We start from the raw sequence: 17472 nt of genomic DNA, 5'->3' as shown, positions 1-17472 counted from the left end.
CTTAGTCCTTCACGAACAGCTTGCGCGGCACATTGGCCAGGCATTCGACGCCGGTGTCGGTGATCAGGATCGACTCGGTGATCTCCAGCCCCATCGTCTCCAGCCACAGGCCGGTCATGAAATGGAAGGTCATGCCGGGCTTGAGCTCGGTGCGGTCGCCGGGGCRCAGGCTCATCGTGCGCTCGCCCCAGTCCGGCGGATAGGAGATGCCGATCGGGTAGCCGGTGCGGTTGTCCTTGACGATGCCGTATTTCTTGAGCACCGCGAAGAAGGCATTGGCGATGTCCTCGCAGGTGTTGCCGGGCTTGGCGGCGGCAAGACCTGCTTCCATGCCTTCCAGCGTCGCCTTCTCGGCGTCGAGGAAGGCCTGTGTCGGYTTGCCGAGGAACACGGTACGCGACAGCGGACAATGATAGCGGTTGTAGCAGCCGGCGATCTCGAAGAACGTGCCTTCGTTGACCTTCATCGGCTTGTCGTCCCAGGTGAGATGTGGCGCCGAGGCATCCGCGCCCGACGGCAGCAGCGGCACGATCGCCGGATAGTCGCCGCCGATGCCCTCAACGCCGCGCGTGCCGGCATCGTAGATCTCGGCGACGAGATCGCATTTGCGCATGCCGACCTCTATCTTGTCGACGATGCGCTTATGCATCGCCTCGACGATGCGGGCGGCGTTGCGCATATACTCGATCTCGGTCGGGCTTTTCACCGAGCGCTGCCAGTTGACCAGCGCGGTGGCGTCGGCAAAACGTGCATTGGGCAAATGCTTCTGCAGCGAGGCGAAGGCAGCGGCGGAGAACCAGTAATTGTCCATCTCGACGCCGATGGAGAGCTTGTCCCAGCCCCGCTCGGCAAGCACGCTGGCGAGGTAATCCATCGGATGCCGCTCGGTCGACTGCACATAGTGGTCGGCGTAGCCGATGATGTTGTCATGCGCGAGATAAGCGGTGCGCTTGGCGCCGTTGGCGTCCTGGCCGCGGCCGTACCAGACCGGTTCGCCGGAAGGCGGCACGATGACCGCCTGATGCACATAGAAGGACCAGCCATCATAGCCGGTCAGCCAGGCCATGTTGGAGGGATCGCTGACGATCAGCAGATCGACGCCTTTGGCCTCCATGGCCTTCCGCGTCTTGGCGAGGCGCTCCGCATATTCGCCGCGCGAGAATTTCAGATTTGGTTGCATTGTTCTTGGTCCTCGTTTGTTGGGCCTTGCGGCCGGTACTAGCTCTCGAAAATCGTTCCGGCATTCGCCGCCTGCGCGCGGTCGCGGGTGAGCGTGGCGATCGCGGTGTCCTGCACGCCGGTGCCGGTGAGGTCGGCGATCGTGATCTCGCTTGCTGAACGCCGGCCGGGTTTATTGCCGGCAATGATCTCCCCCAGTTCGGTGACCTCAGCGTCGGCGGCGAAGACCGCCGCCTCGATGGCGTGATGGAGTTCGCCGAGGCGCCGCGTCTGTTTGGCGCTGTCGGCGACATAGAGGTCGGCCATGCGCAGGATGGCCGGCGCGATCTCGTTCTTGTGCTCGGCATCCGAGCCCATGGCGGTGATGTGCTGGCCGGCGGTGACGAAACCGGGCTTGATCAGCGGTTCGGTCGAAGGCGTCGTGGTGACGATGATGTCGGCGCCGGCTGCCGCGTTCGCCGCATCCGGCTCTGCCCGCACGAGGATACCGAGCTTCTCGCGCAAGCGCGCGGCTGTAGCCTCCGCCTTGGCGGCGTCGCGCGCCCAGATACGCGCTTCCGCGATCGGCCGCACGAGGCGCAGCGCCTCTAGCTGCAGCCCGGCCTGYACGCCGGCGCCGAAGATCGCCGCTACCTTGGAATCTTTGCGCGACAGATGTCTGGCCGCGACCGCGCCGGCGGCGGCCGTGCGGATATCGGTGAGATAGCCATTGTCKAGCAGCAGCGCTTCGATCAGGCCCGTCTTCGCCGACAGCAGCACCATCATGCCGTTGACGCTGGGCAARCCAAGCTTCGRATTGTSGAAGAAGCCGGGGCTGATCTTGATCGCGAAACCGTCGATACCCGGCACATAGGCGGTCTTCACGTCGACCTCGCCGCGATGCTCGGGTATGTCGAGCCRCAAGATTGGCGGCATCGCTACCGGCAGCGTGGCCAAGGCGCGAAAGGCGTTCTCGACGCAGGCGACCRCTTCCAGGTCGAGCGTCACGATCTTGCGCAGTTCCGCCTCGGTGAGGATGGTCATCCGGCTCATGCTGCACGCTCCGCGATTGCCTCGCCGCAGACGATGCGGCGGTGCAGGTCCATGTCGATGTTGCGRCCGGAGAGGATGAGCACCATTGGGCCGTTCACGCCGACCTTCCCGGCAAGCAGCGCGCCTATGCCGACGGCGCCAGCGCCTTCGACGATCTCGCGCTCCTCCTCATAGGCATGGCGGATGCCGGCGGCGATCTCGTCCTCGGCAAGCAGGATCACGTCGTCGAGCAGGCCACGGCACATGGCGAAGGTCAGCCGGTTGTCGAGGCCGATGCCGCCGCCGAGCGAGTCCGCCAGCGTCGGCAGTTCCTCGACCTGCACTGGACGGCCGGCGTCGAGGCTGGCTTTCATCGCGGCACCCCGCGCCATCGAGATGCCGATGACTTTGGTGCGCGGGCTCACGCCTTTGACCGCCGACGCCACGCCAGCCGCCAGCCCGCCGCCGGACAGCGGCACCAGCACCGCCGCGGTATCCGGAACCTGCTCCATGATCTCCAGGCCAAGCGTGCCCTGACCGGCGACGATATCGGGATGGTCGAAGGGCGGCAGCATGACCAGCCCTTCCTCCGCCACCAGCCTGTCGACTTCCTGCTGTGCGTCATCCTGGCTGTTGCCGATGATGCGGATATCCGCGCCGAGGCGGCGGATGGCATCGAGCTTGTTTTCCGGCACCAGCCGCGACATGCAGATCACCGCGCGGATGCCTTCGAGCTTCGCCGCATGCGCCAGCGCGCGGCCGTGATTACCGGTCGAGGCGGCGACGACGCCGCGCGATTTTTCGTCCGCGCTCAATGCTGCGATCGCATTGGAAGCACCGCGCAGCTTGAAGGCACCGGTGGTCTGGTGATGCTCCAGCTTGAGATGAACAGTATGGCCAGCGCGGTCCGACAGGCTTTGCGACACCACACAGGGTGTCCGCTCGACCTTGCCGGCAATGCGTTCGCGCGCGGCGCGAATATGCTGAAGCTCGACAGTCATTTCGATCACGGACTTTCGTTCACTGCGCCAGCGGCTTCGTCCACAGCCGGCCGAACTCGGGTCGCGGCGTGTCGTCGCCGCAAAGCCGCAGGCAGTTCCAGGCGCTGGCCTGGTTGCTGGTGACCACCGGACGCCCGATCGCTTCCTCCATGCCAGGAACCGCGAGCGCGGCGCGCAGCGCAGTGCACGACACGAACAGCGCATCGGCCTGCGGATGCGTGACCTTGCGCGCCAGCTCGACAAGGGACGCCGGCGTGATCCGCGCCATCTCGCGGTCGTCCTCGAAACCGAGGCAGGAGAAGCTCTGGATGTCGAAGCCATGCGCGGCGAAATAGGCGGCCATCGGTCGGCTGGTGTCGACCGTATAGGGGGTCAGGATGCTGATGCGCTTCACGCCGAAGGCGTTCAGGCCGCGCATGCCGGCCATCGGCGGCGTGACCACGGGCACACCGGGCTTGGCTGCCTGGATCGCCTGCTCGATCTCGGCGTCGCCGATCACCACCGAAGCGGACGTGCAGGAGTAGCAGACGGCATCGAGCGTCTCGTCCGGCAGGATCAGCGCCGCGCCCACCGAAAGCGAAGGCTGCATCTTGCGCAAATTCTCCGGCGTCGTCGGATTGGCGTAGGGGATGCGCGCGACATAGACGCCGATCCGCTCGCTCGCCACCATGCGGCGGAAGTCCACCTCGCTGGTGTGGTCGGTCGCAAGCGCAATCAGTCCGACGCGCTTTTTCAGCGGACGCGCGTCGAGCGTTGGGCGCGCCGTTTCGAGGCGGATGTCGGGCAATGCTTTCATGCTTCTCATCTTTCGATCCTGCCGTAGCGATGCTCCAGCCAGCGCAAGAGCACGACGGAGCAGAGGCTGATGACGAGGAAGAAGGCGCCGACCAGCGTCATCGGTTCGATATAGCGGTAGTAGGTGTTGGCGACGCTCTTGGCCTGGTTCATCAGCTCGAGCACGGTGATCGCCGAGAGCAGCGGCGTCTCCTTGAACATGGCGATGAAATAATTGGCCAAGGCAGGGATCATCGGCGGGATCGCCTGCGGCAGGATGATATGCGTCCAGGTGTGGCGGCCGTTGAGATTGCAGGCCTTGGCAGCCTCCCATTGGCCGCGCGGCACATTGTCGATGCCGGCGCGATAGACCTCGGCCGTGTAGGTGCCGTAGTGCAGGCCAAGCCCGATGACGCCCGCCACCAGCGGCGGCAGCAGGATGCCGATRTCGGGCAGCACGTAGAAGATGAAATAGAGCTGCACCAGCAATGGCGTGCCGCGGATGAACTCGGCGAACCAGCCGACGCTGCGCGCGACGATCCTGTTCTCCGAGCGCCGCGCCAGCGCGATCGCGAGCCCCACGATCGCCGCCAGGATGGAACCCAGAATAGTCGCCAGGATGGTGATCTTCACGCCCTGGATCAGGGTCGGCATGATCTCCCGGACGAAGTTCCAATCCCAATCCATTATTTGGCCCATTCCATCAGACACGCACTCCGTCGAGACCGCGCGCCATCCGGCGCTCCAGCGTGCGAACGCCCCAGGAGATGATCAGCGCCAGCGCGAAATAGATGATGAGGACCGACAGGAACGGCATCAGCGTGCTGCCGGTCTGCGAGCGCACCACTTGCGCCTGGAAGGTCAAGTCGGCGAGCGAGATCAGCGAGACGACCGACGTCGCTTTGAGCAGCTCGATCGCATTGTTGCCGAACGTCGGCAGCATGACCAGCAGCGCCTGCGGCAGGATCACATGGCGCATGCCTTGCCAGCGGCCGAGGTTGAGCGCCGTGCAGGCCTCATATTGCTCGCGGCCGACCGACAGGATGGCGCCGCGCACGACTTCCGCCGCATAGGCGCCCACATTCAAGCCCAGCGCCAGCACGCCGGCCTGCAGTGGCGTCAGCGACAGCCCGGCGAAAGGCAGCACGAAATAGGCCCAGAACAGCTGCACGAAGATCGAGGTGCCGCGGAAGAATTCGATATAGGCGGTTGCGATCGCGCGCAGGATGAAAAAGCGCGACACGCGGCCCATGCCGGCCAGGAAGGCCATGATCAGCGCAAGCACCGACCCCATCAGCGTCAGCTCGATGGTGACAAGCGCACCTTGCAATGTCAGGCCGAGATAGCCGGACCACTGGGTCATGGGGTTCCAACGTTTGCGGTTAGCTTTCTTCTCCCCGTTAACGGGGAGAAGATGCCGGCAGGCAGATGAGGGGCAGCGCGAACTTATTGAGCTATGGCGCCGCCCCTCATCCGGCCCTTCGGGCCACCTTCTCCCCGTGAACGGGGAGAAGGCAGGATTCGCGCCTTACTTCGCCGAGCAGAGCTYCTCGCGCGTCGTCGACATGGCGGCCGCGGCCGAAAAGCCGTAGGGCTCGATGATCTTGGCGAACTCGCCGGACTTCTTCATCTTGGCGAGTTCGACGTCATAGGCATCGCGCAGCGCCTCGTCGCCCTTCTTGAAGGCGGCGCCGTCGCAATAGACCGGCGCGCCCTGCACCGGCGCGATCACTTCGAGATTCGGGTCGTTGGCCTTCTTGATCAGGTCGTTGATCGACAGCACCGGCAGCGAATAGGCGTCGATGCGGCCGTCCTGCACCATCTTCAGCCCGCTCTGGCCGTCCGGCACGACGATGACGCGATCGCGCGGCACGCCCGCGTTGAGCGCCAGCTTCTCCTCGGTGCCGCCGCCCGGCGCGCCGATGGTCGCCGAGGTGTCCTTGGCGATATCCGCATAGCTCTTGAAGCCCTTCGGGTTGCCCTTCTTCACCAGCAGCGCCTCGGCATCGCAAAGCACCGGCTCGGAATAGGCGACCGCCGCGCAGCGTTCCGGCTTCATGAACAGGCCGGCGGTGACCACGTCGAAGCGTCCCGCCTGCAGGCCGGGGATCATGGCGCCATATTCGGAGATCGAGGCGACGATGTCGTTGACGCCGAGACGCTTGAAGATCTCGCGCGCCACGTCGGGCGCTGCGCCTGACACCTTGCCGTCGGCCGCGACCGCCGTATAGGGCGGCTCGTTGGCGATGGCGACGCGCGCGAAACCCTGCTGCTTGAGCTGCTCCAGCTTGGCGTCGTCCGCCGATCGCGCGCCAGAGGCGAACAGTATCGTGGTGATCGCGAGGCCGGCGACGCCAGCCAGAATGCCAAGTTTCTTCATCGTTCCCAACTCCTTGTTTCTGCTTCTTGGTTTGCTCGGTTCGGGACGGCCTTTGGCCGCCCGTGGACGACTTGCATCGCCCGTTCGCATTGCGGTCAGACGCGATGTCCGGCCGCGATGATCTTCTTCAGGAAGCTCTGCGTTCTTTCCTGTTTGGGATGGCGGAAAATCTCATCGGGCTTGCCCTCCTCGACGATGCGGCCGCGGTCGAAGAACAGCACGCGGTCGGCGAAGTCGTGGGCGAAACCCATCTCGTGGGTGACGAGCAGCATCGTCATGTCGGTCTCGGCGGCGAGCTTGCGCATGACGTTGAGCACTTCCTCGACGAGTTCGGGGTCGAGCGCCGAGGTGACCTCGTCGAACAGCATGATCTTGGGCGACAGCGCCAAGGCGCGCGCGATCGCCACGCGCTGCTTCTGGCCGCCGGACAGCTGCGCCGGCATTGCCTTCGCCTTGTCGGCGAGGCCGACCATATCGAGCAGTTCCATCGCCCGCTTCTCGGCGGCGGCGCGCGCGACGCCCTTGGTCAGCATCGGCGCCAGGGTCACATTGTCCATGACGCATTTGTGCGGGAAGAGATTGAAGAGCTGGAAGACCATGCCGATCTTCTGGCGCATCCTGGCCAGGTGCCGCTCGTCGGCCGCCAGCAGCTGGCCGTTGCGCTCCACGTGGTAGAGCTGTTCGCCATCGACCTGGATATGGCCGCCGTCGATCTTTTCCAGCGTCATCAGGATGCGCAGGATTGTCGTCTTGCCGGAGCCGGACGGACCGATCAGCGCCAGCTTCTCGCCCGGCATCACCTGCATCGACAAACCGTCCAGCACCTTGAAGGCGCCGAAGCTCTTCGAAATCGCATCGACCTTGATGATGGGCGCGGGCAATCCATTTTCCCCGTTCTGGAGAAGTCTATGCCCTTAACGATGCGAAACGTGCCAAATCATGTCAATCGGGAAAATAATATCATGACAATATTTCCGGCGCGGCACAATTTCAGGGCAATCTGCGCTCCCTTTGTGCATCAGATGGCGAGCAGGAGATGCTCCGGTTCGCCGAGCAGCAGCTTGGCGACAACGCTCAAGCCCGCGCGCAGTTCCCCCTCGGTGGTCGACCCGAGCGAGATGCGGATCGCAGGATGCCAGGACGTGTCGGCGATGCGGAACGAAGTGCCCGGCGCGATCGCCACTCCGCRCAGGCGCGCCTGCGCGACAAAGCTCTCCTCGGCCCGGTCRCCCGGCAGCTCGAGCCACAGATGCAGCCCGTCGCGATGACAGCGATAGTCGACGCCCGTGAGCACTTCCGCAGCGATCTCCTGCCGGCGTCTCAGCGCGCCGCGCTGCCAGTTGACCAGTTCCATCGCCGTGCCGTCATTCACCCAGCGTGTCGCGATCTCCGCCACCATCGGTGTCGCCATCCAGTTCGAGACGAGGTGACGGTTGGCGACGGCCGCGACATAGCGATCCGGGACCGCCAGATAGCCGATGCGCAGCCCTGGCACGACAATCTTGGTGAAGGAAGTGACGTAGAGCGTCCGCTCCGGCGCGAAGGCGGCGACGGCCGGCGGCCGGCCTTCGACCAGCGGCCCGAGCACGTCGTTCTCGATGATGGCGATATCGTGCTTACGGGCAACGGCGGCGATCTGCTCGCGCCGGGTGGCGTCCATCAACGTCGCCGTCGGGTTGATCACTGACGGCTGGACGAAGACGGCACGAATGTCCGAGAGGCGGCAGGCCTCGTCGAGCGCTTCGGGGATCAGCCCGTTGGCATCGATCGGCAAGCCTTCGAGGTTGAAGCCGAGATAGCGGGCAAGCGGCACCAGCGTGTGATGGCCGATCGCCTCGGTGGCGACCGTCGAGCCGGGCGGCGCCACGCTCATCAGCGCCACCGTCATGCCGGCGGTGGCGCCGTTGGTGAGGCTGATGTTCTGCGGGGACGCCTCCAGCCCGCAGAGCTTCAGCCATTCGACCGCGACCGCGCGGTGGCGCGGGAAAACCATGTTCGGCCGGAACGACAGCGCCGAGCTCGACGGCAGGTTCTCGGCGAGCCAGCCCAGCGCCTGCTTTAGTTTTTCCAGATGCATCGGCTCGCAGACCGGCTTCAGGATGGAGAGGTCGATGACCTCGCCCAGCCGTTCCGGAAGGTAGGGCGGCTCCGGCTCGCGGCGCTGCGTCTGCACGAAGCTGCCGCGGCCGACCTCGCCGGAGATCAGGCCGCGGCGGATCAATTCCTCATAGGCGCGGCTGACGGTCTGCACCGAAAGCTTCAGGTCATCCRCCAGCCGGCGGTGCGTAGGCAGCCGCGTGCCGTTGGCCAGCCGCCCGTCATGGATGGCGCGCGCGAACTGGTCGGCCAGCGAGAGATAGGCCGGGCGGCGGATGAGAGCAGGATCAGGCTGCCATAATGTCATGACTTATTAGAGATCGAAATCAGTGCAATTGACAATCGAAATAATGCATCGTCATGGTGTCTCCAACGAAAGGCGGATCCCGAATGGCGGCAGCGAAACTCGACCCGATCGACCTCAGGATTCTCGACGCCATCCAGCGCGACGGGCGCATCACCAAGCTGGCGCTGGCCGAGAAGGTCGGCCTGTCGYCGACGCCGTGCTGGATGCGGCTGCGCAAGCTGGAAAAGGCCGGCATCGTCTCCGGCTATCACGCCGCGATCGCCATGCGCGCCATCGCGCCGGTGGCGACGGTGCTGATGGAAGTCACCCTGGCCAATCACCGCCAGGMTGACTTCGACCGTTTCGAGCGTGTGGTGCGCGATGTTCCCGAGATCGTCGCCTGCTGGTCGGTAGGCGGCGGCGTCGACTACGTGCTGAAGGTGATGGCGCGCGACATCGATGCCTATCAGCGGCTGGTCGACAGCCTGCTCGAACGTGAGATCGGCATCGACCGCTACTTCACCTACATCGTCACCAAGACGGTCAAGGACGAGACCGTGCTGCCGGTGGCCGATCTGCTGCCGGAGCAACTTTGAGGAGGTAGAGAGATTGCCTGTGGCAGCTGGCTAATAGAGACAATCTCTCTCTGTCAGCTTGCCGAAACAGCCTCTTTGTCTCGATCGCGCGGCTAGTCTCTCCATATCGCCTCGGCACCGGGAGATCCGACTGATGTCCGCGCATTTTGCCCGCACGAACCACCATGAAGCGCTTGACCGCCTCGCCGATCGCCGGCTGTTGCGCGCGCTCGCCTATGTCGATGGCCACTGGACGGCGAGCGAAGCGGCGGCAAGTTTTGAGGTTACCGATCCGGCGACCGGAGCCACCGTCGCCTTCGTGGCGGCACTCGATGCCRCCCAGACGACGAAAGCGATCAACGCCGCGTCCCGTGCGTTTCCCGCCTGGCGCTCGGCGCTGCCGCAGGAACGCTCGAAGATCCTGCGAAAATGGTTCGATCTGATCATCGCGGCCAGGGACGATCTGGCGCTGCTGATGACGCTGGAACAGGGCAAGCCGCTGAAGGAGTCGCTGGGCGAGATCGATTACGCAGCCTCCTTCGTCGAGTGGTATGCCGAGGAAGCGAAACGCCTCAACGCCGAAAGCGTCACTAGCCATCTGCCGAACGCCGAGATGTCGGTGCGCCGCGAACCGCTCGGCGTGGTCGGCGTCGTCACGCCCTGGAATTTTCCATCGGCCATGCTCACCCGCAAGGCCGCGGCCGCGCTTGCCGCCGGCTGCACGGTGGTGGCGCATCCGTCCTCCGAAACACCGCTGTCGGCCCTGGCGCTGGCCGAGCTCGGCGAGCGCGCCGGCCTGCCGGCCGGGGTCTTCAACGTCGTCACCGGCGATGCGCACACCATCGTCGGCGCGATGTGCGCCGACGCCAGGGTTCGCGCCATGAGCTTCACCGGCTCGACCGAGGTCGGTCGGCTGATAGCCGCGCAGAGTGCGCCGACAATGAAACGCTTGGTCATGGAGCTCGGCGGGCATGCGCCGCTGATCGTCTTCGACGACGCAGACATCGACAAGGCGGTGACGATCGCGCTCGACGCCAAATTCGCCACCTCCGGCCAGGACTGTCTCGCCGCCAACCGCATCTATGTGCAGCGGCCTATCTATGACCGCTTCTGCGCCGCTTTCGCGCGCCGCATCGAGCAGCTCCGCGTCGGCAACGGCCTGTCCGCGGACGCCGATATCGGGCCGCTGATGCATGAGCGCGCGGTCAAGAAGGTCGAGGAGCAAGTCACCGATGCGCTTACCCACGGCGCGCGATGCCTGACCGGCGGCAAGCGCCACGCTGCCGGCCCGCTGTTCCACCAGCCGACCCTGCTTGTCGACGTGCCGGACGAAGCTCTGATCATGCATGAGGAAACCTTTGGTCCTGTCGCCGCCGTCACGCCGTTCGACGACGAGGCGGAAGTCGTCGCCCGAGCCAATGCTACCGAATATGGCCTGGTCGCCTATGTCGTCACCGAGAATGGCGCGCGGCAGGCGCGCATAGGCGGCGCCTTGGCGTACGGCATGGTCGCGATCAACCGCGTCAAGATCACCGGCGCGCCGATCCCGTTCGGCGGCGTCAAGCAGTCCGGCATCGGCCGCGAAGGCTCGCGCCACGGGCTCGAAGCTTTTACGGATCTCAAATACCTCTGCCTCGATGTAGCCTAAGCTACGCAGGCCTCATTCTCGTCAGGAGTCAAAAAATGYTCGAACAGTCCAACGAACTCTCCGCCTGGGATCGCGACCACTTCTTCCATCCCTCGACGCACATGGGCACGCACGCGCGGGGTGAGTCGCCAGCCAGGATCATGGCCGGCGGCGAAGGYGTCACCGTCTGGGACAACACCGGCAAGAAGAGCATCGATGCCTYCGCCGGCCTCTATTGCGTCAATGTCGGTTATGGCCGCCAGAAGATCGCCGATGCCATCGCCGAGCAGGCGAAGAACCTCGCCTACTACCACGCCTATGTCGGGCACGGCACCGAGGCCTCGATCACACTGGCCAAGATGATCATCGACCGCGCGCCGAAAGGCATGTCGAGGGTCTATTTCGGCCTCTCCGGCTCCGACGCCAACGAGACCAACATCAAGCTGATCTGGTACTACAACAACGTCCTCGGGCGGCCGGAGAAGAAGAAGATCATCTCGCGCTGGCGCGGCTATCACGGTTCCGGCGTCATGACCGGATCGCTGACCGGGCTCGAGTTGTTCCACAACGCTTTCGACCTGCCGCGCGCGCCGATCTTGCATACCGAGGCGCCGTATTATTTCCGCCGCGCCGATCGTTCGATGAGCGAGGAGCAGTTCTCGCAATATTGCGCCGACAAGCTGGAAGAGATGATCCTTGCCGAAGGCCCCGACACGGTCGCGGCCTTCATCGGCGAGCCGATCCTCGGCACTGGCGGCATCGTGCCGCCGCMGGCCGGTTACTGGCAGAAAATCCAGGCCGTCCTGAACAAATACGACGTGCTGCTCGTCGCCGATGAGGTGGTGACAGGCTTCGGTCGTCTCGGCACCATGTTCGGATCCGATCATTACGGCATCAAGCCGGACCTGATCACCATCGCCAAGGGGTTGACCTCGGCCTACGCGCCGCTTTCCGGCGTCATCGTTTCCGACAAGGTCTGGCAGGTGCTGGTCAAGGGCTCCGACAAGCTTGGCTCGCTCGGCCATGGCTGGACCTATTCGGCGCATCCGATCTGCGTTGCCGCGGGCGTCGCCAATCTTGAGCTGATCGACGAGATGGACCTGGTGCGGAACGCCGGCGAGACCGGCGCTTACTTCCGCACAGAGTTGGCCAAGGCCGTCGGCGGCCACCGGAATGTCGGCGAGGTGCGTGGCGACGGCATGCTGGCCGCGATCGAGTTCGTCAAGGACCGCGACGACCGAGTCTTCTTCGATCCGGCGCTGAAGGTCGGGCCGCAGATCGCCACGGCGCTGGCCGCCAGCGGCGTGATCGGCCGCGCCATGCCGCAGGGCGATATCCTCGGCTTCGCGCCGCCCCTTTGCCTGACGCGCGAGGAGGCCGACATCGTCGTCGCCAAGACCGCCGACGCGGTGAACAGCGTGTTGGCAAGCATCTGAGAAGTGACATGAATGCGATGACCGTAACCGTACCCGCCACCATGGCCGCCGTGCAGCTCACCGGCCATGGCGGCCTGGAGAAGCTCGTCTACCGCACCGATGTGAAGGTGCCCGCGCCGGCCGCCGGCGAGGTGCTGGTCAAGGTCAGCGCCTGTGGCATGAACAACACCGACGTCTGGGTGCGCCAGGGCGCCTATGGCACGGAGGAGGATGCCGCCGCCGTGTCGACCTGGCGCCGGCAAGGCAACACGCTCACCTTCCCGCGCATCCAGGGCACCGACACGGTGGGCACCATCGTCGCGGTCGGTAACGGCGTATCCAACGACCGCATCGGCGAGCGCGTCATGGTCGATTTCTCCATCTACAACCGCGACGACGATTCGCTGGCCGACATCGACTATATGGGCCATGGCCGCGATGGCGGTTACGCCGAATATCAGGCGCTGCCGGCCGAGAATGCGCATGTTGTCGACACCGGGCTCAGCGATGTCGAGCTGGCTACCTTCTGCTGCGCCTATCTCACCGGCGAGCAGATGCTGGAGCGCGCGGCGCTGAAGGCCGGCGAACGGGYGCTGGTCACCGGGGCCTCCGGCGGCGTCGGCTCCGRCATCGTGCAACTGGCGCGGGCCCGCGGCGCCGTTCCTTACGCCGTCGTCGGCAAGGGCAAGGAGCGGGCCGTGCTCGACATCGGCGCCGAGAAGGTGATCACGCGCGGCGTGCCCGACCTGCCCGCCGCCGTCAACGAAGCGACGGGCGGCCAGCCCATAGACGTGGTCGCCGACCTCATCGGCGGCGCCATCTTCAATGACTTGCTGCGCATTCTCCGGCCCGAGGGCCGCTACACGACTGCCGGAGCGATCGCCGGACCGGTCGTGCAGCTCGATCTTCGCACCATGTATCTGAAGCAACTACAGCTCCACGGCTCAAGCCAGGGCACGCGCGCCGATTTCCGCCGCATCGTGCGCTACATCGAGGAAGGAAAGATCAAGCCGCTGGTCGGCGGCGTCTACAGACTGTCGGATTTCCATCGCGCCCAGACCGATTTCATGGGCAAGGACTTCGTCGGCAAGCTGGTGGTGGTGCCGGACGCGATGTGGAGCGGCGCTTGAGCGCGGGACAGATCTGACGGGTCAGCCGAGGTTCGCGCCACTGTCGCCCCAATCGTCGAGAGCCTCGGATAGATCACGATGGCGCTGCCAGCCGGAGTGGCGCCGTGTGGTGGGGCACCGCCGACACGCCGGACGTCGTTGCCGCTCTTGACCTCTTCGGCTAGAGCATAATCCCGAAATTGGGAACCGGTTTCGGGGAAGATCATGCTTCAACATCCAGGGTGCAACGAACGCACGGCCGACTGTGCCGTTTCGCTATACCTCCCATTACAAAACGCTATTTGACGGAGGGGACCCTTCCGGTGCGATGGTGTAGCAAAAGCAGGATAAGGAGYGAGCCATGCCAGGCGCGCTGGAGGGAACGACCGTCGTCTCGCTGGAGCAAGCCGTGGCTGCGCCCCTGGCGACGTCACGGCTGGCCGACGCCGGCGCGCGCGTCATCAAGCTCGAGCGCCTCGAGGGCGATTTCGCCCGCGGCTATGACGACTATGTCCACGGCCTGTCGAGCTATTTCATCTGGAACAACCGCGGCAAGCAGTCCTGCACCGTCGACCTGAAGCAGCCGGACGATCTGGCGCTGGTCGAGGCGATGCTCGCCTCAGCCGACGTGTTCGTCCAGAACCTTGTGCCCGGCGCCACCGACAGGCTGGGCATCGGCAGCGCAGACCTCAGGCGGCGGTTCCCGAGGCTGATCGTGTGCGACATCGGCGGCTACGCGCCAGGAACGCCGGATCACGAACGGAAAGCCTATGACCTGCTCATCCAGGCGGAAGCCGGTCTGGCGGGCATCACGGGATCGGCGACGTCGGGTCCGACGCGCGTCGGCGTATCGATATCCGATATCGCCACGGGACAGGCCGCCTATGCCGCCATCCTCGAAGCCCTGATCATGCGCGAGCGGACCGGGGAAGGGGCCCACCTGCAGGTCTTCTTGTTCGACACCCTCGCCGAATACATGAATGTGCCGTATCTGGCGCGCTATTACGGCGGCAAGGAGCCCAGCCGGCTTGGCCTCGCCCACCCCTCGATAGCTCCTTACGGGCTGTTTCGCGTCAGCGACGGGGAAATCCTGATCGCCGTCCAGAACGAACGCGAATGGGCCGTCTTCTGCGAGAGCGTCCTGCGCTGGCCGTCGGTGGCGACGGATCCGAGATTCGAACGCAACGTGCTGCGCATCAAGAATCGCGAGCCGCTCGACGCTTGTGTGCAGGCGATCCTGGCGCCCTACACGATGRYCGCCTTGTGYGAACTGCTGGACCAGGTGCGCATCGGCTATGGCCGCGTGTCGACCATGGCGGACCTGGCTGTGCATCGCAGCGCGACCAGGGTCGCGGTCGAGACCGCGGTTGGTCCGATAGAGCTTTTCGCGCCGCCCGTCACGGTCGATGGCAAGCGCCCCGAATTGGGCAGGGTGCCCTCGCTCGGCGAACACGATGTGGCCTTGCGACGGGAATTCGGTCCGCCGGATACGGCGGCATCCCAACGGATAGGGAATGGAACGTCATGAGTCTCACCCGCGACCTGACCCGGTTGATCCGCGAAAAGCCGGTGACCGAACGCGATCTTGAATGGGCATCGCTGTTCGTCCTGGATACGCTCGGCTGTGCGCTCGGCGCGTTGCCGACCGAACCTGCCCGCATGCTCAAGGCGGTTGCGCCGCCGGCGCAGGCGGACACGGCCCGCAAGGCATTCTATCTCGGCGGTCTGTCCCATATCCTGGAGATGGACGACCTGCACCGGGATTCGGTGACCCATCCAGGCAGCGTCGTCATTCCCGCGGCCTGGGCCGTGGCCCATGATCACGACCTTGGCGGCGAAGCGTTCCTGCGCGCGGTTCTGGCGGGATATGAAGCCTGTTGCCGCGTCGGCATGTCCGTCGGCAAGAAGCATTACCGGATCTGGCACAACACCTCGACCTGCGGGCCGTTCGGCGCGGCTTTTGCCGTGGCCGAGCTCATCGGCCTCGACGACGACAGGACCGTCTGGGCGCTCGGTAACGCCGGGACCCAGTCGTCGGGGCTTTGGGAGTTCCTGGCCGAGGGCGCCATGAGCAAGCATCTTCACACGGCCCGGGCCGCGGAATCGGGCGTCCTTGCATCGTTCCTGGCCAGGGAAGGGTTCACGGGCGCGCAAAACATCCTCCAGGGCGAAAAGGGATTCTATGCGGGCCTGTGCCCCGACCCGATCCCGGAGGCCGTGACGGCTGGGCCCGATCGGGCCTGGCAGCTGATCAACACCTCGATCAAGCCCTGGCCCTGCTGCCGCCATACCCATCCGGCGATCGACGGCGCCATTGCCTTGCACGCAGAGATAGCCGGCGAAGCCATCGCCAAGGTGAAGGTCGGAGCTTACCGGGCCGCGCTGGACGTGTGCGACCGGCCCTTCCCGGAGGATCCCTACAGCGCCAAATTCTCGCTCCAGCACACGGTGGCGATCGCGCTCGCGGACGGCCGCGTCGACCAGGCAAGTTTCGATGCCGATGCCCGGCAGCGTATGGCCGGCGAACGCAAGAAAGTCGACGTCGAGCTGGCGCCTGGGATCGAGGCTGCGTACCCCGAATCGTGGGGCGCCGAGATCGTGGTGGAGACGGCTTCCGGTCGGCGTCTTTCCGCCGCGCGACACGACGCCAAGGGAGATCCCGGCAATCCGGTGACGGCGACCGAGCTCTCCGAGAAAGCGCGCGCGCAGCTCATCGCCGGCGGCAGTTCGCCAGCCCGCGCCGACGAACTGATCGGCGCCATCCTTGCACTGCCCGGCAACCGCCCGGTGCGCTCGCTGGGTTTGTTTGAACTCGCTGGAGACGCGCGTCCCCAGGCACGTGCCGCGGGGAGCGCTTGATGTTCAAGGATGTCGACAACGAGGAGATCCGCGAGGCCGTGCGTCGGCTCTGCGAGCGGTTTCCGGGCGAATACTGGCGCAAGCTCGACGCCGCCCGCGCTTACCCGCTGGATTTCGTCAACGCGCTGACGGAGGCGGGCTACCTCGCGACRCTGATCCCCGAGGAGTATGGCGGGGCGGGCCTGACGCTTTCGGCGGCGGCGGCCGTGCTCGAGGAGATCCAGCGCGCCGGCTGCAACGGCGCCGCCTGCCACGCGCAGATGTACGTCATGGGCACGCTGCTGCGGCATGGCAATGAGCAGCAGAAGCAGCGTTATCTTCCGAAGATCGCTTCCGGCGAATTGAGACTGCAGGCGTTCGGCGTCACCGAGCCCGGCAGCGGAACCGACACGACCTCCATCCGCACGTTCGCCCGCAGGGACGGCGATCATTACGTCGTCAGCGGCCAGAAGATCTGGACAAGCCGGGCCGAATATTCCGACCTGATGCTGCTGCTTGYCCGCACGACCCCGAAAGACCAGGTATCCAAGCGCACCGAAGGCCTTTCGGTGTTCATCCTCGACATGCGCGAGGCGCTCAAGCAGGGGCTTTCGATCCGGCCCATCCGCACCATGATGAACCACTCCACGACCGAGGTCTTCTTCGACAATGTCGAGGTCCCTGTCGAAAACCTGGTTGGGGAGGAGGGCAAGGGGTTCCGCTATATCCTTTCCGGCATGAATGCCGAGCGGATCCTGATCGCCGCCGAATGTATCGGCGATGCCAAATGGTTGATCAGGAAGGCCTCCGCCTATGCCTGCGAGCGCAACGTCTTCGGCCGGCCGATCGGCGCCAACCAGGGCATCCAGTTCCCGATCGCCAGGGCCTACGCCAACACGCGCGCCGCCGAGCTGATGGTCCGTGAGGCGACGCGCCTCTACGAGGCCGGCCTCGACTGCGGCGCCGAAGCCAACATGGCCAAGATGCTGGCCGCCGATGCCTCGAACGAGGCCGCCAATGCGTGCATCCAGACGCATGGCGGTTTCGGCTTCGCCGAGGAATACGATGTCGAGCGCAAGTTCCGCGAAACCCGGCTCTACCAGGTGGCGCCGATCTCGACCAACCTCATCCTGTCCTACCTCTCCGAGCATGTGCTCGGAATGCCACGTTCCTACTGACG

At 65.2% G+C, this 17472-nt stretch carries 16 protein-coding genes; 7 read left to right on the top strand and 9 right to left on the bottom strand.

Annotation, left to right across the window (positions count from 1 at the left end; translation table 11 throughout):
• Nucleotide 1: 1 nt before the first annotated feature.
• From doeA to LCM4576_RS04640, 9 genes are all read right to left on the bottom strand, one after another.
• Nucleotides 2–1180: an ectoine hydrolase DoeA gene (gene doeA, locus LCM4576_RS04680; protein ID WP_071030752.1), complete on the bottom strand. Its 1179-nt coding sequence runs from the start codon at nt 1178–1180 to the stop codon at nt 2–4.
• 38 nt (nt 1181–1218) lie between these two features.
• Nucleotides 1219–2211 carry a cyclodeaminase gene (locus tag LCM4576_RS04675; RefSeq protein WP_071030751.1) on the bottom strand — a complete coding sequence of 331 codons (993 nt, stop codon included), beginning with the start codon at nt 2209–2211 and terminating at the stop codon, nt 1219–1221.
• Nucleotides 2208–3191: a hydroxyectoine utilization dehydratase EutB gene (eutB, locus tag LCM4576_RS04670; protein WP_071030750.1), complete on the bottom strand. Its 984-nt coding sequence runs from the start codon at nt 3189–3191 to the stop codon at nt 2208–2210. Before eutB ends, LCM4576_RS04675 begins: the two co-directional genes overlap by 4 nt.
• Before the next feature lie 19 nt (nt 3192–3210).
• Entirely contained in the window at nt 3211–3987 is a 777-nt protein-coding gene (eutA, locus tag LCM4576_RS04665; RefSeq protein ID WP_071030749.1) for an ectoine utilization protein EutA, read from the bottom strand.
• A gap of 5 nt (nt 3988–3992) precedes the next feature.
• The gene (gene ehuD / locus LCM4576_RS04660) at nt 3993–4652 is read right to left on the bottom strand and encodes an ectoine/hydroxyectoine ABC transporter permease subunit EhuD (protein ID WP_041001787.1); all 660 of its coding nucleotides are present in this window, start codon (nt 4650–4652) and stop codon (nt 3993–3995) included.
• 16 nt (nt 4653–4668) lie between these two features.
• Nucleotides 4669–5328, bottom strand: a complete 660-nt coding sequence (ehuC, locus tag LCM4576_RS04655) for an ectoine/hydroxyectoine ABC transporter permease subunit EhuC (protein WP_071030748.1) — start codon at nt 5326–5328, stop codon at nt 4669–4671.
• Between the two features lie 165 nt (nt 5329–5493).
• Nucleotides 5494–6345: an ectoine/hydroxyectoine ABC transporter substrate-binding protein EhuB gene (gene ehuB / locus LCM4576_RS04650; protein WP_071030747.1), complete on the bottom strand. Its 852-nt coding sequence runs from the start codon at nt 6343–6345 to the stop codon at nt 5494–5496.
• 95 nt (nt 6346–6440) lie between these two features.
• Nucleotides 6441–7226, bottom strand: coding sequence for an ectoine/hydroxyectoine ABC transporter ATP-binding protein EhuA (gene ehuA / locus LCM4576_RS04645; protein ID WP_040985803.1), 786 nt, complete (start codon nt 7224–7226; stop codon nt 6441–6443).
• A gap of 137 nt (nt 7227–7363) precedes the next feature.
• Nucleotides 7364–8749, bottom strand: coding sequence for a PLP-dependent aminotransferase family protein (locus LCM4576_RS04640; RefSeq protein WP_071030746.1), 1386 nt, complete (start codon nt 8747–8749; stop codon nt 7364–7366).
• An 83-nt stretch (nt 8750–8832) separates the two neighbouring features.
• On the opposite strand from LCM4576_RS04640, the gene LCM4576_RS04635 reads away from it, so the two are divergent.
• The 7 genes from LCM4576_RS04635 to LCM4576_RS04605 all read left to right on the top strand — a co-directional run bounded on the left by LCM4576_RS04635 (nt 8833) and on the right by LCM4576_RS04605 (nt 17470).
• Complete coding sequence (locus LCM4576_RS04635; protein ID WP_071030745.1) at nt 8833–9324, top strand: Lrp/AsnC family transcriptional regulator; 492 nt, start codon at nt 8833–8835, stop codon at nt 9322–9324.
• Nucleotides 9325–9457: 133 nt separating this feature from the next.
• Nucleotides 9458–10951 carry an NAD-dependent succinate-semialdehyde dehydrogenase gene (locus tag LCM4576_RS04630; protein ID WP_071030744.1) on the top strand — a complete coding sequence of 498 codons (1494 nt, stop codon included), beginning with the start codon at nt 9458–9460 and terminating at the stop codon, nt 10949–10951.
• 35 nt (nt 10952–10986) lie between these two features.
• Complete coding sequence (locus LCM4576_RS04625; protein WP_071030743.1) at nt 10987–12366, top strand: aspartate aminotransferase family protein; 1380 nt, start codon at nt 10987–10989, stop codon at nt 12364–12366.
• A gap of 8 nt (nt 12367–12374) precedes the next feature.
• Nucleotides 12375–13475: an alcohol dehydrogenase family protein gene (locus tag LCM4576_RS04620; protein WP_071030742.1), complete on the top strand. Its 1101-nt coding sequence runs from the start codon at nt 12375–12377 to the stop codon at nt 13473–13475.
• A gap of 340 nt (nt 13476–13815) precedes the next feature.
• Nucleotides 13816–14982: a CaiB/BaiF CoA-transferase family protein gene (locus LCM4576_RS04615; RefSeq protein ID WP_071030741.1), complete on the top strand. Its 1167-nt coding sequence runs from the start codon at nt 13816–13818 to the stop codon at nt 14980–14982.
• Complete coding sequence (locus LCM4576_RS04610; protein WP_071030740.1) at nt 14979–16313, top strand: MmgE/PrpD family protein; 1335 nt, start codon at nt 14979–14981, stop codon at nt 16311–16313. The genes LCM4576_RS04615 and LCM4576_RS04610 overlap by 4 nt, the downstream gene beginning before the upstream one ends.
• Nucleotides 16313–17470: an acyl-CoA dehydrogenase family protein gene (locus tag LCM4576_RS04605; protein WP_071030739.1), complete on the top strand. Its 1158-nt coding sequence runs from the start codon at nt 16313–16315 to the stop codon at nt 17468–17470. The genes LCM4576_RS04610 and LCM4576_RS04605 overlap by 1 nt, the downstream gene beginning before the upstream one ends.
• The last annotated feature ends 2 nt before the right edge of the window (nt 17471–17472 follow it).

The organism is Mesorhizobium sp. LCM 4576 (assembly GCF_001854815.1).
GTDB classification, from domain to species: Bacteria; Pseudomonadota; Alphaproteobacteria; order Rhizobiales; family Rhizobiaceae; genus Mesorhizobium; species Mesorhizobium plurifarium.
The sequence above is the reverse complement of the archived record's forward strand: the minus strand, read 5'-3'. Positions and strand labels throughout refer to the sequence as shown.